The following is a 19,505-nucleotide window of genomic DNA, read 5'->3' on the forward strand; positions in this document are numbered from 1 at the left end:
AATGAAAAAGCCGCTCCAAGGAGCGGCTTTTTTACTTCCCTGCAAGACCAACACTTAGGCATTGATCTCCTCGACCCGGTGGCAAGCCACCTGGCGGCCGTCGATCTCGCGCAGCTGCGGCACTTCCTGCTTGCAGCGCTCCACCGCATACGGGCAGCGCTTGTGGAAACTGCAACCCGAGGGTGGGTTGAGCGGGCTGGGCAATTCGCCGGTGATCTTGATCTTGATGCGGCGGTCCTCCTCACGGATGGCCGGGGTCGCGCTCATCAGGGCCTGGGTGTAGGGGTGCAGCGGTCGCGCATAGATGGTGGACTTCTCGCCGTACTCGACTGCGGCGCCCAGATACATTACCAGAAGGTCGTCGGCGACGTGTTCCACCACGCTCAGATTGTGCGAGATGAACACATAGCCGGTTTCGAACTCGTCCTGCAGATCCATGAACAGGTTCAGGATCTGCGCCTGGATGGAGACGTCCAGCGCCGATACCGGTTCATCCGCCACCACGATGCGCGGGTTCAAGATCATGGCGCGAGCAATGGCAATGCGCTGTCGCTGGCCACCCGAGAACATATGCGGGTAACGGCGCACATGCTCGGGGCGCAGGCCCACCTTGGCAACGATGGCGTCGATCTTGTCGCGCCGCTCGCCGGCGCTCAGCGCGGTGTTGATATACAGCGGCTCATCCAGGGTGGACTGGATGGTCTTGCGCGGGTTGAGCGAGGCGTAGGGGTTTTGGAACACCATCTGCACCTTGGCGCGCATAGCCTTGACGGTGGCCGCATCGGCGCGCGCCACGTCCACGCCCTCGATATTCAGCACACCGGCGGTAGCCGGCTCGATCATGGTGAGCTGGCGCGCCAGGGTGGATTTGCCACAGCCCGACTCGCCCACCACCGCCAGCGTCTGTTTGGCACGCAGCGTGAAAGACACGCCGTTCAGCGCCTTGACCACCGCATGGCCCTTGAGAAAGCCGCGGCTGACCTCGTAGTGACGGGTCAGGTCGCGGGCGACCAGCAGATCATTAGCCATGGGTCGGGTTTCCTTCGGCATTCAGGGGGGTAAAGCAACGCACGCCGTCGAGCAGCGCGGGGCGCTCGCTACGGCAGCGGTCCTGTGCGTAGCGGCAGCGCGGCGACAGCAGACAACCCTTGGGGCGGTCGTAGTGGCCCGGCACGATGCCCGGCAGGGCAGACAAGCGGTTGGCACCCTTGCTGTGCTCAGGGATGGCGGCCAGCAAGGCCTGGGTGTAGGGATGGCGCGGCGCGTCGAAGAGCCCGGCGACCGGCGCCTGCTCCACCACTTGGCCGGCGTACATCACGCAGATGCGCGAAGCCATCTCGGCGATCACCGCCAGATCATGGGTAATCATGATCAGGCCCATATTGTGTTCCTGCTGCAAGCGGCCCAGCAGGTCCATGATCTGGGCCTGGATGGTCACGTCGAGTGCCGTGGTGGGTTCGTCGGCGATCAAGAGCTTGGGGTTGCAGGCGATCGCCACGGCGATCATGACCCGCTGGTTCATGCCACCCGAGAGTTGGTGCGGGTAGGCATCGAGCCGGCTCTTGGCTGCCGGGATCTCGACCAGCTCAAGCAACTCCAGCGCGCGCTTCTCCAGTTCGGCACCGCGCAGGCCCAGGTGGACCTTGAGCGATTCCTTGATCTGGAAACCCACGGTATAGGACGGGTTGAGGCTGGTCAGCGCGTCCTGGAAAATCATCGAGATATCTTTGCCAACGATCTTGCGACGCTGATTGGGGCTCAGCTTGAGCAGATCGTGTCCATCGAATACCAGTTCGTCGGCGGTCACCCGGCCGGGGGCGTCGATCAATCCCATCAGGGCCATCATGGTGACCGACTTGCCAGAGCCGGACTCACCGACGATACCGACCAGCTCACCACGGTCGATCTCGAAGTCGAGGCCGTCGACGGCTGGGAAGGGGTGGGCTTTGGAACCGAACTCGACGCGCAGATTGCGGATTTTCAACAGACTCATGACCGCTCCTTAGGCTGCACGCTTGAGTTTGGGATCGAGCGCATCGCGCAGGCCGTCGCCCATCAGGTTGATCGACAGCACGGTGACCAGGATAGTCAGGCCGGGCATGGTCACCACCCAGGGTGCCCGCTCGATGTAGTCACGCGCGGCCGACAACATGGTGCCCCACTCGGCGGTTGGCGGCTGCACGCCCAGGCCCAGGAAGCCCAGTGCGGCCACTTCCAGAATGGCCGAGGAGAAGCCCAGCGTCGCGTTCACGATCAGCGGCGCCATGCAGTTGGGCAGCACGGTCAGGAACATCAGCCGCAGGGTGCCGGCACCGGCCACACGGCTAGCGGTGACGTATTCCTTGTTGATCTCGGCCATGGCGGCGGCACGGGTCAGCCGGGTATAGCTGGGCAGGGTGCCGATGGCGATGGCGATCATGGTGTTCACGAGGCCAGGGCCGAGGATGGTGATGATGCAGATGGCCAGGAGAATACTGGGCAGGGCCAGCATGATGTCCATCAGGCGCATGATCACCGGGCTCAGGTGCTTTTGGTAGAAGGCGGCCAACAGGCCCAGCACCACGCCGGGAATGAAGGACATGATCACCGACATAAAGGCGATGAACAGCGAGATGCGGGCACCGTAGATCAGGCGCGACAGGATGTCGCGGCCCAGCTCGTCAGTACCGAGCAGATAGGTGGACATGCCGCCATCGGCCCAGGACGGCGGGGTCAGCATATGCTCGCGGTACTGCTCGATCGGGTCGTGCGGGGCCAACCAGCCGGCGAACAGCGCGCAGCAAACGGTGACCAGGAAGAGGCTCAGCGCCACCACCGCGCCCTTGTTGTGCGAGAAGCTCTGCCAGAACTCCTTCAAAGGCGACGGGTAGCTCGGGACGGTTTCGAGGGCTTGGGTCTGGGTCGTCATGCTGGCCTCACTTCGCCGAACGGATACGCGGGTTGACCACGCCGTAGAGCAGGTCCACGAGCAGGTTAACCACGATAAAGATGGTGGCCGAGATCAGGATGCCGGCCTGCACCACCGGATAGTCACGGCGCGAAATCGAATCGACGATCCATTTGCCTATGCCCGGCCAGGAATAGATGGTCTCGGTCAGCACCGCACCACCCAGGAGGGTACCGATCTGCAGGCCGATCACGGTGATCACCGGGATCAAGGCATTGCGCAGCGCATGTACCACCACCACCCGCATGGGTGCCAGGCCCTTGGCACGGGCGGTACGGATATAGTCCTCACGCAGCACTTCCAGCATGGAGGAGCGGGTCATACGGGCGATCACCGCCATGGGGATGGTGCCCAGCACGATAGCGGGCAGGATCAAGTGCATGACAGCCGACCTGAACGCGCCCTCCTCACCCGACAGCCAGCTGTCGATCAAGAGGAAGCCGGTCTTCTGGGCAATGTCGAATTCGATATCGATACGGCCCGACACCGGCGTCCAGCCGAGCTTGACCGAGAAGAACATGATCAGGATCAGGCCCCACCAGAAGATGGGCATCGAGAAACCCGTCATGGCCGCCCCCATCACCGTGTGGTCGAACACCGAACCCCGCTTGAGGCCGGCGATCATGCCGGCCGGCAGACCCACCAGCACCGCGAACAGGAGCGCACAGAGCGCCAGCTCGATGGTAGCCGGGAACAGGGTCAGGAATTCCTTGGTCACCGGCTCGCGGGTCACCAGGGAGATGCCCAGGTCGCCATGCGCCAGGTCACTCAGATAGCGGAAATACTGTACGTGTAGCGGCTGGTCCAGGCCCAGGCGGTGCATGGCGGCGGCGTGCATGACCGGGTCGAGCTTGCGCTCGCCGACCATGACCTCGATCGGGTCGCCGGGAATCAGACGGATCAGGGCGAAAGCAACCAGCGTGATGCCGATGAAGGTCGGTATGACGGTCGCCAGTTTCCTGAGGAAGAAGGAAAACATGTACTTACCTCCGGGTGGTCAGCGTAGACCTGGATCGGGGGGTGGAAAAGCGCGCGATGTTACGCGCGTGTCAGTGGGGCAGCAATTGCCGCCGTCGGTGGCGACAAGTGGTTGTGGTATGTGGCGCAGCGGCAGACCAGGCTGCTGGCCACTGGCAAGCGGGTGCTGCAGATTTACCACCAGACCGGCTCCGGCTGCAGCGCGATGCCGAAGCGTTCGGCCACGTCCGCCTGTACGGCGTGCATCAAGGCCGCTACATCGCTGGCATCGGCAGCGCCATGGTTGACCAGCACCAGAGCCTGCTTTTCATACATGCCGACCGGACCAAGCCGGCGGCCCTTCCAGCCGGCCTGCTCGATCAGCCAGCCGGCCGCGAGCTTGGCGCGCCCGTCGGGTTGCGGATAAACCGGCAGCCCGGGATGGCCCGCCTTGAGATCGGCGGCCTGCTCGGCACTCACCACGGGGTTGTGGAAAAAACTGCCCGCATTGCCGATCTCGGCCGGGTCGGGCAACTTGCTGCGGCGGGTAGCCATGACCGCCTCGGCTACCGCCTGCGGTGTAGGCGTTTGCTCGCCCAGCCGGGCACGCAGATCACCGTAGTCCAGCCTGGCCTGCCAAGTCTTGGGCAGGCGGAACAGCACCTCGGTGATCAACCAGCGGCCGGCCTCGGCGCGCTTGAAGACGCTATCGCGGTAGCCAAAGGCACACTGTTCAGGCGTGAAGACGCACAAGGAGCCATCCTCCAGACTGAGTGCGGAGAGCGCATGGAAGGAGTCTTTGAGTTCCACCCCATAGGCTCCGATATTCTGGATGGGCGCGGCACCGACGGTACCGGGAATCAGCGACAGGTTTTCCAAGCCGGGCCACCCCTGTGCCAGGGTCCATTGCACAAAGTCGTGCCAGTTCTCGCCAGCGGCAGCAGCGACGTACCAGGCGTATTCGTCTTCACCCAGAAGGGCGCGGCCCTTGAGTTCGACCTTGAGCACGGTGCCATCCACGCTTGCAGCAGGCACCAAGTTGCTACCGCCCCCCAGCACCCGCAAGGGGCGCGGCGCGCTCGCGAGTACATCAGCCAGTTGCGCCACGTCGTCAAGACGGCAGAGCCAGGCAGCGCGAGCGGCCAGGGCCAGGGTATGCATGCCGGTCAGGTCGACCGATGCAGCACAGGAGGCGGGAAGCGAGGACATGGTGGTACCGGGTTGGAAAGCGCGGCCATTATACCCATCGGCCTTGTTGCTACGTGCAATCCTACCAATCCGGCGGGCCAGACCATTCATCTGCAATTCAGTCGTCCGGCCCTAAGGTGGCTGCACGGACGAAGTCGTGTTGGTTTGCGTGTAAGATTTCCGGCACTATGATCGACGAAGGCAGGCGGCAAGACCCGCTCACCCTTACCCTTATCTAGGAGTTGCAGACATGGACAAGAAACAAGCGCTTATCACCGGTGCCCTGACCGGCCTTATCGCCATGGGTCTGTCGACCGGCGCACTGGCCGACGACAAGGCCGCCAAGGAGAAGTGCTACGGCGTCGCCAAGGCCGGCAAGAACGACTGTGCCTCGGCCAACGGCAGCCACAGCTGCGCCGGCCAGACCAAGGCCGACAACGACCCCAACGATTGGAAGTATGTCGCCAAGGGCACCTGCGACAAGCTCGGCGGCAGCACCAAGGCCGGCGAGAAGAAGTAAACGCGCGACCAAGGCGTAGCAGCGGGCGGCATGGGCCGCCCGTTTTACATTCGAGCACCATGATGTCCCCTACCCTGCCACTGGCCGCCGGACTGGGCCTGCGCCTGCCGCATATCCGCGAGGTGCTGGCTCGCCAGCCTGATGTCGCCTGGTTTGAAGTCCACCCGGAGAACTACTTTGGCGGCGGCGCCAATCTCGCTGCCCTGACCGCCGTACGCGAGCACTACCCCCTGAGCCTGCATGGCGTGGGCATGGGCCTGGGCTCGGCCAGCCCGCTCGATCGCGGCCACCTGATGCAGTTCCGCCAGTTGATCGACAGGCTGGCACCAGCCAGCGTCTCCGAACACCTGAGCTGGAACCGCACACCCGAGGAGTGCTACAACGACCTGCTGCCGCTGCCCTATAGCGAGGCCGCGCTGGAGCTGATGGTGGCGCGCGTCGGTGAGGCGCAGGATGTACTGGGCCGCCGGCTGCTGATCGAGAATCTGTCGGCCTATGTCAGCTATGCCGAGGATGCCATCCCCGAGGGCGAATTCCTGGCCGAACTGAGCCGGCGCAGCGGTTGCGGCCTCTTGCTCGACCTGAACAATCTATATGTGAATGAGCACAACCTGGGCCGCAGTACCCAGATGGCGCTGGCAGCCCTGCCCCGCGACGCGATCGGCGAGATCCACGTCGCCGGCTTCGAGGAACGTGACGACGGCCTGTGGCTGGATAGCCACGGCACGCCGGTACGCGAAGCGGTCTGGGCACTGCTAGCGCAGGCACTGATGCGCTTCGGCCCCGTGCCCGTATTGCTCGAACGCGACAATAACCTGCCCAGCCTGGACGAGCTGCTGAGCGAGCTCGGGCGGGCCAAGGCCCTCTTGCAGGAGGTAAGTAGCACATGAGCCTGGACGATCTGCAGCGCCGCTTTGCCCGCGCCATGCACGACCCCGAGGAGGCGTCCCGCCTCTTTGGCGAGCATGCTCGCGGCGCCAGCGCCTACGCCAACAATGCGCTCTTCAACCGTGCTGATGCGCTGGCGGAGGCCTATCCCATCGTACGGCAACTGGTGGGCGATGAATTCTTCGGCGGCATGGCGCGCGCCCACGCCAAGCTCACCCCCTCGCACTCGGGCGACCTGAACCGCTATGGTGCAGCATTCGCCGACTTTATCGCGCAATTCCCGCCAGCCCAGGAGCTGCCGTATCTGGCCGACTGCGCCCGGCTGGATTGGCTCTGCCACCTGGCCTACTACGCCGAAGACGAGAACAACTTCTCCTTTGAGGCATTGGCTGCCGTGCCGCCCGAGCAGCAAGCGGGCCTCTGCCTGCAACTGGCGCGTGCGGTCGGTCTCTTGCGCTCGCGCTGGCCGGTGGCGAGCCTATGGCGGGCGCATCAACCACTGGAGCATGATGCCGCCAATGCCTTTCCCTCCCCCGACCAGGGCGGCGAGCTGGCGCTGGCCTGGCGTGATGGCCGCAACCGGGTACAGGTACGACGGCTCTTGCCGGCCGAGTTTGCCTTCCTGGACGCCTGCCGGCTGGGCCTGCCACTGGCCGAGGCACTGGAGCGCGCACTCGACGAAGACCTGGAATTTGACTTCGGGGTGTCATTACAGCGCTGGGTAAACGACCAAGTGATCGTCGACTTCAACCTAGATGCGCCACGATGAACACCCTGACCACGCCAGTCGCCCGCTATGGCCGCTGCGCCATCACCCTGATCGAGAACTGGTTCGCGCCGCTGGCCGACCTTGCCGCCCGGCTCTACGTGGGCAAGGTCTTTTTCAGCTCCGGCCTGACCAAGATCGACGATTGGGACATCACCGTCTCACTCTTTACCGACGAATACCACGTGCCCCTGCTGCCACCGCAGCTGGCAGCCTTCATGGGTGCCGGTGGCGAGCTATTCTTCCCGGTGCTGCTGGTCCTGGGCCTGGGAGGCCGGCTGGGAGCCCTCGGGCTGACTGCCGTCAATATCATGGCGGTGGTGAGCTACTGGCATGTGCTGGGCACACCTGAACAGGCGGCCGCACTGACCCACCACCTGAACTGGGGCCTCCTGCTGGCGCTGCTGCTGGCCCACGGGCCGGGCAAGCTGTCGGTGGACCATTGGCTCAAGCGGCGCTTCAGCGCGAGCTGAGGCAGTAATGAACAACGCCACCTCACGGTGGCGTCTTTATTTTATGGTCCCGGACCATATTTGGGGGCCAGCGGCTGTACCCGCTCACGGTTACCCATATTCCACTTGGCGCAGTACCACTTGGTCTTCTGGTCGGTGGTGCCGACCAATACCGACAGGGTATCGCTGACATAACGCACGCCGTCAGCGGTCTGTATCGGCTTGAACTGTAGCCGGTAGCGCTCCTCCAGCGTCTTCTTGGCCGATTCCACCGGCTGCTCCAAGAGCGCACCGATCATCAGCGCCCGGCTGTCATCAAGGTTGAGGAAGACCTCGGTGCTGGGTACCCCGCCCAGTTGCGCGTTCTGCGAGTTCCACCAGCGCGCCTCACCCCAGTCGCGCACGCTGGCCTGCAAATGCTTGGTGAAATAATCCTGCCAGAAGGTGGTGCTCCATTCCGAGCGGCATAGCAAGGCCGCCTCGACCTTGTCGTTGAAGTCGGTCGGCAGTGCAGCGGCGGGGCCGGCCCATAAGGCCAGCACCAGGAGGCCGCCGCCGGGCGCACACCGGCTAGCCGCTGTTACGCAGCCCCGCAGCAATGCCGTTGATGGTGAGGTGTATGGCATACAGCACGTCCTCGCTCTCGTCCCCCTCGCGGAAGCGTTTGATCAGGTCCACCTGCAGGTGGTTGAGGGGGTCGAGATAGGGTAGCCGATTCTTCAGGCTGCGAGCCAGCAATGGGTTGTCGCCGAGCAGGCTCTTGTGGCCGGTGATCGCCAGCACCGCGTCCACCGCCCGCCGCCATTCCGCCTTGATGCGGCCGAAGATACGCTGGGCGATCTCCGGGTCCTTGACCAGGGTGGCGTAGCGGCTGGCGATCTGGATATCGCTCTTGGCCAGCACCATCTCCATATTGCTGATGGTGGCGCGGAAGAAGGGCCAGTCCTGGTACAGCGCAGCCAACTCCTCGATGGCTGCCTCGCCCTTCTCCTTGCGGTAGTGCTCGATGGCGGTACCAAAGCCATACCAGCCCGGCAACATGAGCCGGCTCTGGGCCCAGGAAAATACCCAGGGAATGGCGCGCAAGTCGCCGATATGGTTGGTGGCCTTGCGGGCCGAGGGACGGCTGCCGATGTTGAGCTTGGCGATCTCGGAGATCGGCGTCGCCTCGCGGAAGTAGGTGATGAACTCAGGCGTGGCGTAGACCAGGTCGCGGTACTCGCGGTAGGCAAAGCCCGAGAGCTGCTCCATCAACGCCAAGCGTTCCGCGGTATCGGCCTCCAGGGCCTTGGGGGCAGGGAAGCTGGCGCTCAGGGTCGCCGCCAGCAAGGTTTCCAGATTGCGTCGGCCCACCTCGGCATCGGCATACTTGGCGGCGATGATCTCACCCTGTTCGGTGATGCGGATCTGCCCGGCGACCGAGCCAGCCGGCTGGGCCAGAATGGCCTCGTAGCTGGGACCGCCACCACGCCCGACCGAACCGCCCCGGCCATGGAACAGGCGCATCTGCACGCCGGCGGCCTTGAACACTTCGACCAGCTTGACCTCGGCCTTGTACAGCTCCCAGTTGGAGGTCAGGTAGCCGCCGTCCTTGTTGCTGTCCGAATAGCCCAGCATGATCTCCTGCACGCCGTGCCGCTCGGCCACCAGGCACATCCACTGCGGCAGCGCGAACAGGTCACGGACAATAGCGTCACTACCACGCAGGTCGGGGATGGTCTCGAACAAGGGGATGATGTTGACGGCTGCGCGCGGGGAAGGCGAGAGCGCGATCAGGCCCACTTCCTTGAGCAGCACCGCCACTTCCAGCAGGTCGGAGACGCTCTGGGCATTGGAGATGATGTAGTTGGGCAGGGCCGCCGCGCCGTAGCGAGCGTGGATCTCGGCCGCCGTACGGGCGATGGCCAGCTCCTTGGCGGTGTCCTCGCTGTAATTGGCGTAAGGGGTGACCAGCAGGCGTGCGCTGGCCAGCTCGCGCAGCAATACGCTCTGGCGGCCGGCTTCATCGAGCGCCAGATAATCCTCCAGCCCGGCGCCGGCAAACAGCTCGGCCACCACCTTCTCATGCACCCCGCTGTGCTGGCGCATATCGAGCGGGGCCAGGTGAAAACCAAAGACCTCGACAGCGCGGATCAAGCGGCGCAGCCGGCCGCTGGCCAGGATGGCCGAGCCATGCGCCTGCAGCGAGGCGGCGATGGCGCGCAGATCGGCGGCGAGCTCGCTGGAGTGGCCGTAGGCCTGGGCACCAGCATCGGACAGGATGCCACCACGGAACTTGCCCAAGAGGTGGGCGGTAGCCAGGATACGCTGGCGGATGGCAGCCATGGCCTGCCGGTAGGGCTCCTCGGCGCGGCTGACCGGCTGGTCAGGCGAGCCGGCGGCGAGTTGCTGCACAGCCTCGCTGACCTCGACCAGGCGGGACGAAAGGCTCAACTCGCCCTCCAGCTTGGTAGCTTCCTCAAAATAGAAATCAAAGGCCACTGCCGCCTGCCGCGCTACCGCATGCAGGGTGACCTCGGGCGTGACAAAGGGATTGCCATCGCGGTCACCGCCTATCCAGCACCCCACATGCATGAAGGGCGGTAGCGCCACCGGCTCACCCAGGAGCGCAGCCAAGCGGTCCTCCAGCTCGATATAGATGCGTGGCAGCTGCTTGAGGAAGGTGGAGCGGAAATAGCTCAGGCCATTCTCGATCTCATCCTTGACCGAAAGCTTGAAGGCACGGATCTCGCGGGTCTGCCAGAGCGTCAGCACCACGCGCTTGAGCGCGATGTCGTTTTCCTCCAATTCCTCAGGCGTCAGTGCCTGCCGGTCGCGCATGGTCAGCGTGCGGGCGATGGTATGTTCGCAATCGAGCTGGGTCTTGCGCTGCACTTCGGTCGGGTGGGCGGTCAGCACCGGCGCGATCAGGGTGGCCGCTACCAGGTTCTTGATTGCCTCGGCCGACACGCCACGGCCGGTCAGCTCTTCCAGCGCATGGCCCAGGCTGCCGCGCTGCGGCTTGCTACCCTGGATGCGGTGATAGCGACGACGGCGGTTGTGGTGTAGATCCTCGGCAATATTCGAGAGATGGGAGAAATAGCTGAAGGCCCGTGCCAAGGCCACCGTGTTGTCATGGCTCAGATTGGCCAGGGTACTGGCCAACTCGTCTGCCGCACCGGTATCGGCTTCCCACACAAAGCGCACCGCCAGCTCGCGTATGGCCTCGATCTGCTTGAGTGTGTCCTCGCCCGTCTCGGTACGGATGGTATCGGCCAGCAGGCGGGCCAGCAGGTCGAGGTCCTGCTCAAGCGGCAGGTCTTTGGCGGCAGCGTTATCGTAGAGGGCCATGGTGTATCTCGCGTGGGAAGTGTGCAGTGCAACACCAAGCGTAGCGAAGGCTAAGCTCGTAGGGAAATGTAGTATAACTACACAATAGCGGTTTTCCCGCAGTCGCAACATCCACACCACAAGGAGCAATAAAAAACCGCGCCGTAGCGCGGTTTTCGGGGTGAAGACGCGGTGCTCAGAACGAACCCACGACCTTGACGCTGCCGTCGACTGCGCCTTTCTCGATGTAGCCGATGCCCGCGGGATTGCCGGCAACGAACTTCTTCACGTCACCACTCCCCCCGACCTCCTTGGGCGGCGTGCCCTTGCCGGTGAACTGCATCTTGGCCCAGTGCGCCTTGACCCCGGCGGAGTCCTTCTTGAGCACCTTGCTGCTGAATTCCTCGCGGGTTGCACCATCATTCTGGTCCACCGGCGTGGCAGCACCTCCACTGGGGAAGCTGGTCGCCTTACCTAGGAAAAGGTTGGCAATCTGCTCAGCCGACAGGCTGTCGACACCGGACTTGGGATTGACCACTACCGCAATGTCTGCGGCCTGCACCGCTCCCATCAAGGAAGCTGCCAATACGAGACTGGATAGTTTCATGGCCGCCTCCTTAAAAGATGAAGTCCGCAGCAAGGCTGTAGACGTTGACCGTCTGGCCGGGGAAATTGGCGGTCTGGTGGGCAAAGAAGTTGTCCTTGCCGACCTCGGTCTTCACACGGTCGTACTGCGCCTTGAGGTCAATGTTCTTGTACACGTTCCAGCGCACCCCCAAGGTCGCCGCCTTCTGGTCCGCCCCTGCCTGGCCGCTCAGCGCGGCAGCGCGCAGGCCGGCCAACTGCGGCGTGGGCGCCAAGAGGCCTTCCACCACCGCGCGGTGCTTGGTTTTGACCTTGGCGTAGCTGACATAGGGCGTGAAGTCGCCAAAGTGGTAGCCGGCAGTGGTGTACCAGCCATCGGTATCCTCAACAAAGCTCTTGGTGCGGCGCTGGGTGTATTCCCCTTGCAGCAAAAGCTTGCCATCGTCCCAGGTCGCACCCACGCCGGAAAAGCTGGCACGTTTGTCTATGCCCTCCAACTCGCCCGCCGCCGCCGCCCAGCCAGGCAGCGGCACGGAACGCATGGCCGCAAACAGCGCGCGGGTGTCGTTGTTCTGCAAGGACAGCTTGGTGCGCAGGTAACCGGCCCGCAGCAGCAGGGAGCCCACCTCGTAGGAGACATTGAGCCCATACAGATTCTTGCCCTTGCCCTCGGTTCCGCCCGCCAGGTCGAACTTGGAGCGGCCGGCATAGGGCTGGAAGGTCAGAGTATTGTCGCCCATGGGCAGGCGCCAGATCACGTCGGCGCCATCCAAGGTGGAGAGCGGCACCTGGCCGTAGACCTCGGTGGGTGGACGTACCCAGACATTGGCATAACCGACCTTGCGGAAGTCCGAGATCAGAAAAGCTGGCAAGCCCACACGGCCGGCCCGGATCGACACGGCATCGGTCACGTCGTACTTGGCGAATACCCACTCCGGCTCGGGCCGGTAGCGGTTTTCATCGTCCTGCTCGACGATCACCTGGGCAGTCAGGGAAAACTGAGGGTTGATCTTGCCACTAACCTGCAGGCCCAGCTTGCTGTCAACGTCGAAGGAAGCAGATTTGTCAGCGCCACTGGGCGGGCGAGCGCTGATACGGTACTGCGCATTGTCGTTATTGGTCTGGACGACGCCCACGGTGCCGAAGCCGGAAAAGCTGATCGGCGAGTCGTCGGCCCAGGCGCCCACGGAGAGCGCTGCCAGCGTGGCCAGGGTGAGGGGTTTGAGTGTTCGCACTTGTACGCTCCGTTGATGAGAAGGAGACGGTGCTTATAAGACCCGACCTGATCGACGCACCTTGCCGGTCAGGCTCGGGCAACGCGGCACACACTCAGCGCAGCATCAGTGCCAGGATCACCAGCAGGGCAGCCAGGAGGCCGGCGATGGTGGCAAGCCATTCATTGCGCTGTTTTTGCGCTTCGAGCATCTGCTCCGTTGCCTTTACCAGCTTAGCCTGCCTTTCCGGGTCGGCAAGCGTGGCCACGGCGCGCGGCAAGGCCGGCAGCACTTCGGCCCAGTACGGCGCCTCCTGCTTGAGGTGCCGCCACAACGCCCGCCAGCCCATCTGCTCGTTCATCCAGCGTTGCAGAAAGGGTTTGGCGGTATCCCAGAGGTCGAGCCCGGGGTCGAGCTGGCGGCCCAGGCCCTCGATATTGAGTAGGGTTTTTTGCAACAACACCAGCTGCGGCTGGATCTCTACATTGAAGCGGCGCGAAGTCTCAAAGAGCTGCAAGAGGATCTGGCCGAGCGAGATTTCCGCAAGCGGCTTGTCGAAGATAGGCTCGCAGACAGCACGGATGGCCGATTCCAATTCCTCCAACCGGGTATTCGCCGGCACCCAGCCCGATTCGATATGCGCACTGGCCACCCGCTTGTAGTCGCGATTGAAAAAGGCCAGGAAGTTGATCGCCAGGTAGCGCTTGTCGTAGTCCGAGAGACTGCCGACGATGCCGAAGTCGAGCGCGATATAACGGTTGTCGGCGGCCACGAAGATATTGCCCGGGTGCATGTCGGCGTGGAAAAAGCCGTCGCGGAACACTTGGGTGAAGAAGATCTCCACCCCGAAGCGACTGAGCTTCTTGAGGTCGATACCCTGCTCTCGCAGGGTGTCGATCTGCGAGATCGGGATGCCGTCCATCCACTCCAGCACCATCACCTCGCGGCGGGTGTAGTCCCAGAACACCTCGGGCACGATCAGCATGTCCGAGCCCTGGAAGTTGCGCCGCAGCTGGCTGGCGTTGGCGGCCTCGCGCTGCAGGTCCAGTTCATCGTGCAGGTAGCGGTCGAATTCGGCCACCACCTCGCGCGGCTTGAGCCGTTTGCCGTCGGAGAACAGCTTCTCCACCAGCCAGGCCATGATGCGGAGCAGCGCCAGGTCCGATTCGATCACTGCCAGTATGCCGGGGCGCAGCACCTTGACCGCCACCTTGCGGCCGTTGGGCAACTCGGCCACGTGTACCTGGGCGACCGAGGCCGAGGCCACCGGCACCGCCTCGAAGCGCTTGAACAGGCGCTCCGGCGGCTGGCCCAGGGCCTGCTCGATCACGGCGGCGGCGATCTTGCCGTCAAAAGGTTTGACCTTGTCCTGCAAGCGGGCCAGCTCGTCGGCGAGGTCCAAGGGCACCAGGTCGCGGCGGGTGGAGAGTACCTGGCCGAATTTGACGAAGATGGGACCCAAGCGCTCCAGTGCACGCCGCAGCCGTACTGCCCGCGGTGCATCAATGCGACGCCAGAAGAAGAGCCGCCGTACCAGCGCCGCCAGCCCCCGCACCCGCTCGTGCCCGAGGATGAGCTCATCAAGGCCGTAGACATAGACGACGCGGAGTATCTTGAAGAGGCGGAACAGGAACATGTGACCAGTCGTAGCGACGCGAAAGCGCGATTATCCCGCGAAAGCGATGATCACGCGCTTGTTCTGTTTGCCTTCGCTACGAATCTTCTGCACCAGGAGCGGCCCGATCTCGGCGGTATTGCGCACATGGGTACCACCGCAGGGCTGCAGATCGGCACCGGCCACTTCGATCAGCCGTACCATACCGGCGCCGCGTGGTGGCGCCACCGACATGGTCTTGTGGAGCCTGTTCACCCTATTTTCACATCGGCGCCGGACTGGCAAAGGGGCAGGCGCAAGGCATGGGCCGCTGGCAATAGCGGGGCTATTGCCAAGGCACATAACGAAGCGGATGCCCCTTTGCCAGCCCGGCCCTACGGGTTCGCCATCTCGCCGGCGAACTGCTGCGTTACAAGCCGCTTGCGGTACTCGTACCGCGGCGCGGCTTGCGCCTTGCCCTTCATCCGGCAAGAGGGCGAACGCCAATGCGAAAATAGGGTGAACAGGCTCCCGACCCGGGTTGGCGTCGAGCGCGCTCTCCTCCACCCAGCGCGCACTCACCACATGGCCGGCCGCGACCAGGGCATTGAGGCCGGCCTCGATCCTGTCCTTGTCGAGTGCGTCCATCTCTACCGCGAAGTCCAACCTGGCTTTGTCCCCGGCCACTTGGCCGCCGGTCACCGGCGCCGCCACCACTGCGCACAGCAGGTGTAGCGCGGTGTGGTAACGCATATGGGCATAGCGGCGGTCCCAGTCGAGCCTGAGGGTGACCCGCTCGCCGACGGCGGGCAGTGCGCTGCCTTCGGCCAAGCGGTGCCAGACCTGGTCGGGCGCCTCACCCTTGCGGGTATCGACCACCCGTAGTTCACGGCCACCTTCGCACAAGAGCACGCCGCTATCACCCGGCTGGCCGCCACCCATGGGGTAGCAGACGGTACGGTCCAGCTCCACCGCACCATCGGCAAGTGCCACGACCACGGCCTCGCATTCGCGCAGATAGGCATCGTGGCGGAACAGCAGCTCGGTCATCGTCATCCTCCACCGGCATGAAAAAGGGCGGCCAACTGGCCGCCCCCCGGGATTACAGCAGTACGCGCTCGATCCCGCCATTGCGCGCCGTTTCGACATAGTCCGGCATCCAGTTCTCGCCCAGCACATGCTTGGCAATCTCGACCACGATGTAGTCGGCCTGGGTGCCCGCATCGTCGTTGTAACGGCTCAGGCCCTGAAGACAGCTCGGGCAGGAGGTCAGGATCTTGACCTGGTCCTCGCCGCCGGCACGTAGCGCCTCGGCACCCTTGCGCATCTCCTCTTCCTTGCGGAAGCGCACCTGGGTCGAGATATCCGGGCGGGTGGCGGCCAGGGTACCGCTCTCGCCACAGCAACGCTCGTTCAGGTCCACCTGCTGGCCCATCAGCTCGTTTGCGAGCTTGATCGGCGACATGGTCTTGATGGGCGTGTGGCAAGGGTCGTGGTACATGTAGCGGGTACCGGCCACGCCCTGCAGCTTGACGCCCTTCTCGAGCAGGTACTCGTGGATGTCGAGCAGGCGGCAGCCAGGGAATATCTGCTCGAACTGGTACTTCTGCAGCTGATCCATGCAGGTACCGCAGGACACGATCACGGTCTTGATGTCGAGGTAGTTGAGGGTATTGGCCAGGCGATGGAACAGCACCCGGTTCTCGGTGGTGATCTGTTCGCCCTTGTCGGCAAAGCCCGAGGAGGTCTGCGGATAGCCGCAGCACAGATAGCCCGGCGGCAGCACCGTGGTAGCGCCTACGTGCCAGAGCATGGCCTGAGTGGCGAGGCCCACCTGCGAGAACAAGCGCTCCGAGCCACAACCCGGGAAGTAAAACACCGCCTCGCTGTCGTCAGCCGACAGCTTGGGATTGCGAATGACCGGGATGACCTCGGCGTCCTCGACATCCAAGAGCGCGCGAGCGGTCTTCTTGGGCAGATTGCCCGGCATCTTCTTGTTGATGAAGTGGATCACCTGGGTCTTGACCGTCGACTTACCGACGGTGGCCGGCGGCGCCGCGGTCTGCGCCTTGGCCGCGACCTTGAGCACGTCGTGGCCCAGCCGCTGCAGCTTGTAGCCCAAGCCCATCATGCCGGCGCGCAGGGTCTTGATGGTGGCCGGGTCCTTGGCGGTCAAAAAGGCCATGGCCGCGGCGGTACCAGGGTTGAACTTGCGGTGGCCGGTCTTGCGCAGGAAGTTGCGCATGGCGATGGTCACGTCGCCGAAGTCGATCTTCACTGGGCAGGGGTTCACACACTTGTGGCAGACGGTGCAGTGGTCGGCCACGTCTCCCAGCTCTTCGAAGTGCTTGAAGCTCACGCCGCGGCGGGTCTGCTCTTCGTAGAGGAAGGCCTCGGTCAACAGGCCCACGCCCAGGATCTTGTTACGCGGCGAGTACAGCAGGTTGGCGCGCGGCACATGGGTAGCGCAGACCGGTTTGCACTTACCGCAGCGCAGGCAGTCCTTGACCATGTCCGATATCTGACCGAGGTCCGATTGCTCGAGGATCAGCGATTCGGCACCCAGGAGGCCAAAGGACGGCGTATAGGCATTGCGCAGGTCGGCGCCGGCCAGGAGCTTGCCTTTGTTGAAGCGGCCTTGCGGGTCGACCCGCTGCTTGTAGCTGCGGAAGGGGCCGATCTCTTCTTCGGTCAAAAATTCCAGCTTGGTGATGCCGATGCCGTGCTCACCCGAGATCACGCCATTCAGGTCGCGCGCCAGCACCATGATGCGGGCCACCGCCTTGTGCGCGGTCTGCAGCATCTCGTAGTCATCCGAGTTGACCGGCAGGTTGGTGTGTACATTGCCGTCACCGGCGTGCATATGCAGCGCCACGAAGACCCGGCCGTGCAGGGTCTTCTTGTGGATGGCGCGGATGGCCTCGCGAATGGGCGCGTCGCGCTCGCCCGAGAACATGGCGTCCAGCTCGGCCAGCAGCTCGCGTTTCCAGGAGATACGCAGGGCAAAGTCGCGCAGGGCATGGAACACGCTTTGCGGCGGGTCGATGTCGGTCGCCGGTTCCAGCGGTGCATGGGGGTAGTGCGCGGTGTACTGCTCGAAGGCATCGTCCAGATGCGCCAGCACCCAGGCCCAGCGGGCCTGCACGCCGCGCACCGTCGCCAGCGCAGCCTCGCGCCGTTCGGCGATCAGCTCCTCATGGCTGACCGCGGCCTCGCCGGCATCCACCAGCAGCCGCCCTTCGCTGAAGAAGGCATCCAACCTGGTCAGCAGTTGCAGCTTGTTCTGGATGCTGAGCTCGATATTGATGCGCTCGATACCGTCCGAGTAGTCACCCAGGCGCGGCAGCGGGATCACCACGTCCTCGTTGATCTTGAAGGCGTTGGTATGGCGGGCGATGGCGGCGGTGCGGCTGCGATCCAGCCAGAATTTCTTGCGCGCCTCGGAGGTCACCGCGATAAAACCCTCGCCATGACGGGCGTTGGCCAGTCGAACCACCTGGGAGGAGGCCTCGCCGACCGCGTTCTCGTCGTCCGACACAATATCGGCCAAGAGCACCATCTTGGGCCGGCCCTTGGACTTGGCCTTGGTGGCGTAGCCCACGGCGCGCACATAGCGCCAGTCGAGGTGCTCAAGGCCCGCCAGGATGGCGTGCGGGTGCGCATCCAGATAGTTCTTGATCTCGACGATGGCCGGCGTGGCCTGCGCCACCGTGCCGAAGAACTCCAGGCAGACGGTACGGACATGCTTGGGCATGCGGTGCAGGATAAAGCGGGCCGAGGTGATGATGCCGTCGGTCCCCTCCTTCTGCACACCCGGCAGTCCGGCCAGGAATTTATCGGTGACGTCCTTGCCCAGGCCCACCTTGCGGAACTGCGGGCCGGGGATGTTGAGGGTTTCTTCCGAGATCAGCGTCTTGCCGTCCGGTTGCAGCCGGCGCAGCTTGAAGGTGGCCATCTCGGCATCGTGGATCTTGCTGCGGTTATGGTTGATGCGCTCGACGAACAGCCAGTTGCCGTCCGGGTCCACCATTTTCCAGCTGGCGAGGTTGTCCAGCGCAGTGCCCCACAGCACGGCCTTCTTGCCGCCGGCGTTCATGGCTACATTGCCGCCCACGCAGCTTGCCTCGGCCGAGGTCGGGTCGACCGCGAACACCAGCCCTTCGGCCTCAGCGGCTTCCATCACCCGCTTGGTCACCACGCCAGCGCCACAGTTGATGGTGGCTACCTTGCCCTCCACGCCGGGCAGGTCCAAGTATTCCACGCCGTTGTGGCGGTCCAGCTTTTCGGTATTGATCACCGCAGACATGGGGGTCAGCGGCACCGCACCACCGGTATAACCAGTACCGCCGCCACGCGGGATGATGGTCAGACCGAGCTCGATACAAGCCTTCACGAGGCCGGCCATCTCATCTTCGTGGTCCGGATTCAGCACCACGAAGGGATATTCCACCCGCCAGTCGGTGGCGTCGGTCACATGGCTGACCCGGGCCAGGCCGTCAAAACAGATATTGTCCTTGCGGGTAATGCCGGCCAGGCGCTTGTAGACCTTGCGGCGCAGTTCGGCCGTCTCGGGAAAGAAGCGTTCAAAGGCATCGACTGCCGCGGCCGCCTTGGCCAGCAATTCGCCGACCTGGGGGTTGTCGGCGCGCCGCTCCTCCACCGCCCGCAGCCGATGGCGCATGGCCTCCGTCAGGGCGGCCAGCCGCTTGGGATTGTCCAGCAGGTCGTCCTGCAGGTAGGGGTTGCGCTGCACCACCCAGATATCGCCCAGCACCTCGAACAGCATGCGGGCAGAGCGGCCGGTACGGCGCTCGCCGCGCAGGGCATCCAGCACTTGCCAGCTCGATTCGCCGAGCAGGCGAATCACGATTTCACGGTCGGAGAACGAGGTGTAGTTATAGGGAATTTCGCGCAGGCGGGGGGCGTCGGCGGCCATTGGTAAAAACCATTTCGGCGGGGGATCGGGGTCAATTATTCTAGCCGAAATGTTGCGCCGCATCGAACACTACCGAATGCCGCCGTTGCGCCGGAATCACAGAAAAACCCGAACAAAAACAGGGTTTTAGCAATATTACATTGACGTTA

Annotated in this window: 16 protein-coding genes; 4 read left to right on the forward strand and 12 right to left on the reverse strand. The window is 63.9% G+C overall.

The genetic code is table 11. The features are described from left to right. Window positions 1–54 precede the first annotated feature (54 nt). From VIM95_RS17150 to murB, 5 genes are all read right to left on the reverse strand, one after another. Complete coding sequence (locus VIM95_RS17150) at window positions 55–1,029, reverse strand: peptide ABC transporter ATP-binding protein (protein WP_331988152.1); 975 nt, start codon at window positions 1,027–1,029, stop codon at window positions 55–57. Further along, window positions 1,022–1,993: an oligopeptide/dipeptide ABC transporter ATP-binding protein gene (locus tag VIM95_RS17155; RefSeq protein WP_331988154.1), complete on the reverse strand. Its 972-nt coding sequence runs from the start codon at window positions 1,991–1,993 to the stop codon at window positions 1,022–1,024. Before VIM95_RS17155 ends, VIM95_RS17150 begins: the two co-directional genes overlap by 8 nt. A 9-nt stretch (window positions 1,994–2,002) precedes the next feature. After that, complete coding sequence (locus tag VIM95_RS17160; protein ID WP_331988156.1) at window positions 2,003–2,908, reverse strand: ABC transporter permease subunit; 906 nt, start codon at window positions 2,906–2,908, stop codon at window positions 2,003–2,005. A gap of 7 nt (window positions 2,909–2,915) precedes the next feature. Further along, window positions 2,916–3,926, reverse strand: coding sequence for an ABC transporter permease subunit (locus VIM95_RS17165; protein ID WP_331988158.1), 1,011 nt, complete (start codon window positions 3,924–3,926; stop codon window positions 2,916–2,918). Window positions 3,927–4,099: 173 nt separating this feature from the next. Then, window positions 4,100–5,113 (reverse strand): UDP-N-acetylmuramate dehydrogenase, encoded by a 1,014-nt coding sequence (gene murB, locus VIM95_RS17170; RefSeq protein WP_331988160.1) that lies wholly within the window; start codon window positions 5,111–5,113, stop codon window positions 4,100–4,102. Between the two features lie 229 nt (window positions 5,114–5,342). Between murB and VIM95_RS17175 the strand changes: the two genes are divergently transcribed. From VIM95_RS17175 to VIM95_RS17190, 4 genes are read left to right on the forward strand one after another with little or no spacing between them, the layout of a single operon-like run. Beyond that, window positions 5,343–5,612, forward strand: coding sequence for a DUF2282 domain-containing protein (locus VIM95_RS17175; protein WP_331988162.1), 270 nt, complete (start codon window positions 5,343–5,345; stop codon window positions 5,610–5,612). A gap of 59 nt (window positions 5,613–5,671) precedes the next feature. Further along, window positions 5,672–6,502 carry a DUF692 domain-containing protein gene (locus tag VIM95_RS17180; RefSeq protein ID WP_331988164.1) on the forward strand — a complete coding sequence of 277 codons (831 nt, stop codon included), beginning with the start codon at window positions 5,672–5,674 and terminating at the stop codon, window positions 6,500–6,502. Next, window positions 6,499–7,269 carry a DNA-binding domain-containing protein gene (locus VIM95_RS17185; RefSeq protein ID WP_331988166.1) on the forward strand — a complete coding sequence of 257 codons (771 nt, stop codon included), beginning with the start codon at window positions 6,499–6,501 and terminating at the stop codon, window positions 7,267–7,269. The genes VIM95_RS17180 and VIM95_RS17185 overlap by 4 nt, the downstream gene beginning before the upstream one ends. Then, entirely contained in the window at window positions 7,266–7,739 is a 474-nt protein-coding gene (locus VIM95_RS17190) for a DoxX family protein (RefSeq protein WP_331988168.1), read from the forward strand. Before VIM95_RS17185 ends, VIM95_RS17190 begins: the two co-directional genes overlap by 4 nt. A gap of 41 nt (window positions 7,740–7,780) precedes the next feature. On the opposite strand, the gene VIM95_RS17195 is transcribed toward VIM95_RS17190, so the two are convergent. From VIM95_RS17195 to VIM95_RS17225, 7 genes are all read right to left on the reverse strand, one after another. After that, on the reverse strand, window positions 7,781–8,260 hold the full coding sequence (locus VIM95_RS17195) for a hypothetical protein (protein ID WP_331988169.1): 480 nt from the start codon (window positions 8,258–8,260) through the stop codon (window positions 7,781–7,783). Window positions 8,261–8,288: 28 nt separating this feature from the next. After that, window positions 8,289–11,048, reverse strand: coding sequence for a phosphoenolpyruvate carboxylase (gene ppc, locus VIM95_RS17200; protein ID WP_331988171.1), 2,760 nt, complete (start codon window positions 11,046–11,048; stop codon window positions 8,289–8,291). Between the two features lie 175 nt (window positions 11,049–11,223). Continuing rightward, complete coding sequence (locus VIM95_RS17205; RefSeq protein ID WP_331988173.1) at window positions 11,224–11,634, reverse strand: hypothetical protein; 411 nt, start codon at window positions 11,632–11,634, stop codon at window positions 11,224–11,226. Between the two features lie 10 nt (window positions 11,635–11,644). Next, the gene (locus VIM95_RS17210; RefSeq protein ID WP_331988175.1) at window positions 11,645–12,847 is read right to left on the reverse strand and encodes a porin; all 1,203 of its coding nucleotides are present in this window, start codon (window positions 12,845–12,847) and stop codon (window positions 11,645–11,647) included. Window positions 12,848–12,941: 94 nt separating this feature from the next. Then, on the reverse strand, window positions 12,942–14,462 hold the full coding sequence (ubiB, locus tag VIM95_RS17215; RefSeq protein ID WP_331988177.1) for a ubiquinone biosynthesis regulatory protein kinase UbiB: 1,521 nt from the start codon (window positions 14,460–14,462) through the stop codon (window positions 12,942–12,944). A 30-nt stretch (window positions 14,463–14,492) separates the two neighbouring features. Then, window positions 14,493–15,470, reverse strand: a complete 978-nt coding sequence (locus VIM95_RS17220) for an alanyl-tRNA editing protein (protein WP_331988179.1) — start codon at window positions 15,468–15,470, stop codon at window positions 14,493–14,495. Between the two features lie 52 nt (window positions 15,471–15,522). Beyond that, complete coding sequence (locus VIM95_RS17225; RefSeq protein ID WP_331988181.1) at window positions 15,523–19,356, reverse strand: FAD/FMN-binding oxidoreductase; 3,834 nt, start codon at window positions 19,354–19,356, stop codon at window positions 15,523–15,525. Window positions 19,357–19,505: the final 149 nt, after the last annotated feature.

Source organism: Chitinimonas sp., from assembly GCF_036568685.1.
Lineage (GTDB): Bacteria > Pseudomonadota > Gammaproteobacteria > Burkholderiales > Chitinimonadaceae > Chitinimonas.

Bases quoted from the DNA above. Each gene is read 5' to 3' on its own strand.
- VIM95_RS17150 (WP_331988152.1), bottom strand. From the start codon at position 1,029: ATGGCTAATGATCTGCTGGTCGCCCGCGACCTGACCCGTCACTACGAG.
- VIM95_RS17155 (WP_331988154.1), bottom strand. From the start codon at position 1,993: ATGAGTCTGTTGAAAATCCGCAATCTGCGCGTCGAGTTCGGTTCCAAA.
- VIM95_RS17160 (WP_331988156.1), bottom strand. From the start codon at position 2,908: ATGACGACCCAGACCCAAGCCCTCGAAACCGTCCCGAGCTACCCGTCG.
- VIM95_RS17165 (WP_331988158.1), bottom strand. From the start codon at position 3,926: ATGTTTTCCTTCTTCCTCAGGAAACTGGCGACCGTCATACCGACCTTC.
- murB (WP_331988160.1), bottom strand. From the start codon at position 5,113: ATGTCCTCGCTTCCCGCCTCCTGTGCTGCATCGGTCGACCTGACCGGC.
- VIM95_RS17175 (WP_331988162.1), top strand. From the start codon at position 5,343: ATGGACAAGAAACAAGCGCTTATCACCGGTGCCCTGACCGGCCTTATC.
- VIM95_RS17180 (WP_331988164.1), top strand. From the start codon at position 5,672: ATGATGTCCCCTACCCTGCCACTGGCCGCCGGACTGGGCCTGCGCCTG.
- VIM95_RS17185 (WP_331988166.1), top strand. From the start codon at position 6,499: ATGAGCCTGGACGATCTGCAGCGCCGCTTTGCCCGCGCCATGCACGAC.
- VIM95_RS17190 (WP_331988168.1), top strand. From the start codon at position 7,266: ATGAACACCCTGACCACGCCAGTCGCCCGCTATGGCCGCTGCGCCATC.
- ppc (WP_331988171.1), bottom strand. From the start codon at position 11,048: ATGGCCCTCTACGATAACGCTGCCGCCAAAGACCTGCCGCTTGAGCAG.
- VIM95_RS17205 (WP_331988173.1), bottom strand. From the start codon at position 11,634: ATGAAACTATCCAGTCTCGTATTGGCAGCTTCCTTGATGGGAGCGGTG.
- ubiB (WP_331988177.1), bottom strand. From the start codon at position 14,462: ATGTTCCTGTTCCGCCTCTTCAAGATACTCCGCGTCGTCTATGTCTAC.
- VIM95_RS17220 (WP_331988179.1), bottom strand. From the start codon at position 15,470: ATGACCGAGCTGCTGTTCCGCCACGATGCCTATCTGCGCGAATGCGAG.
- VIM95_RS17225 (WP_331988181.1), bottom strand. From the start codon at position 19,356: ATGGCCGCCGACGCCCCCCGCCTGCGCGAAATTCCCTATAACTACACC.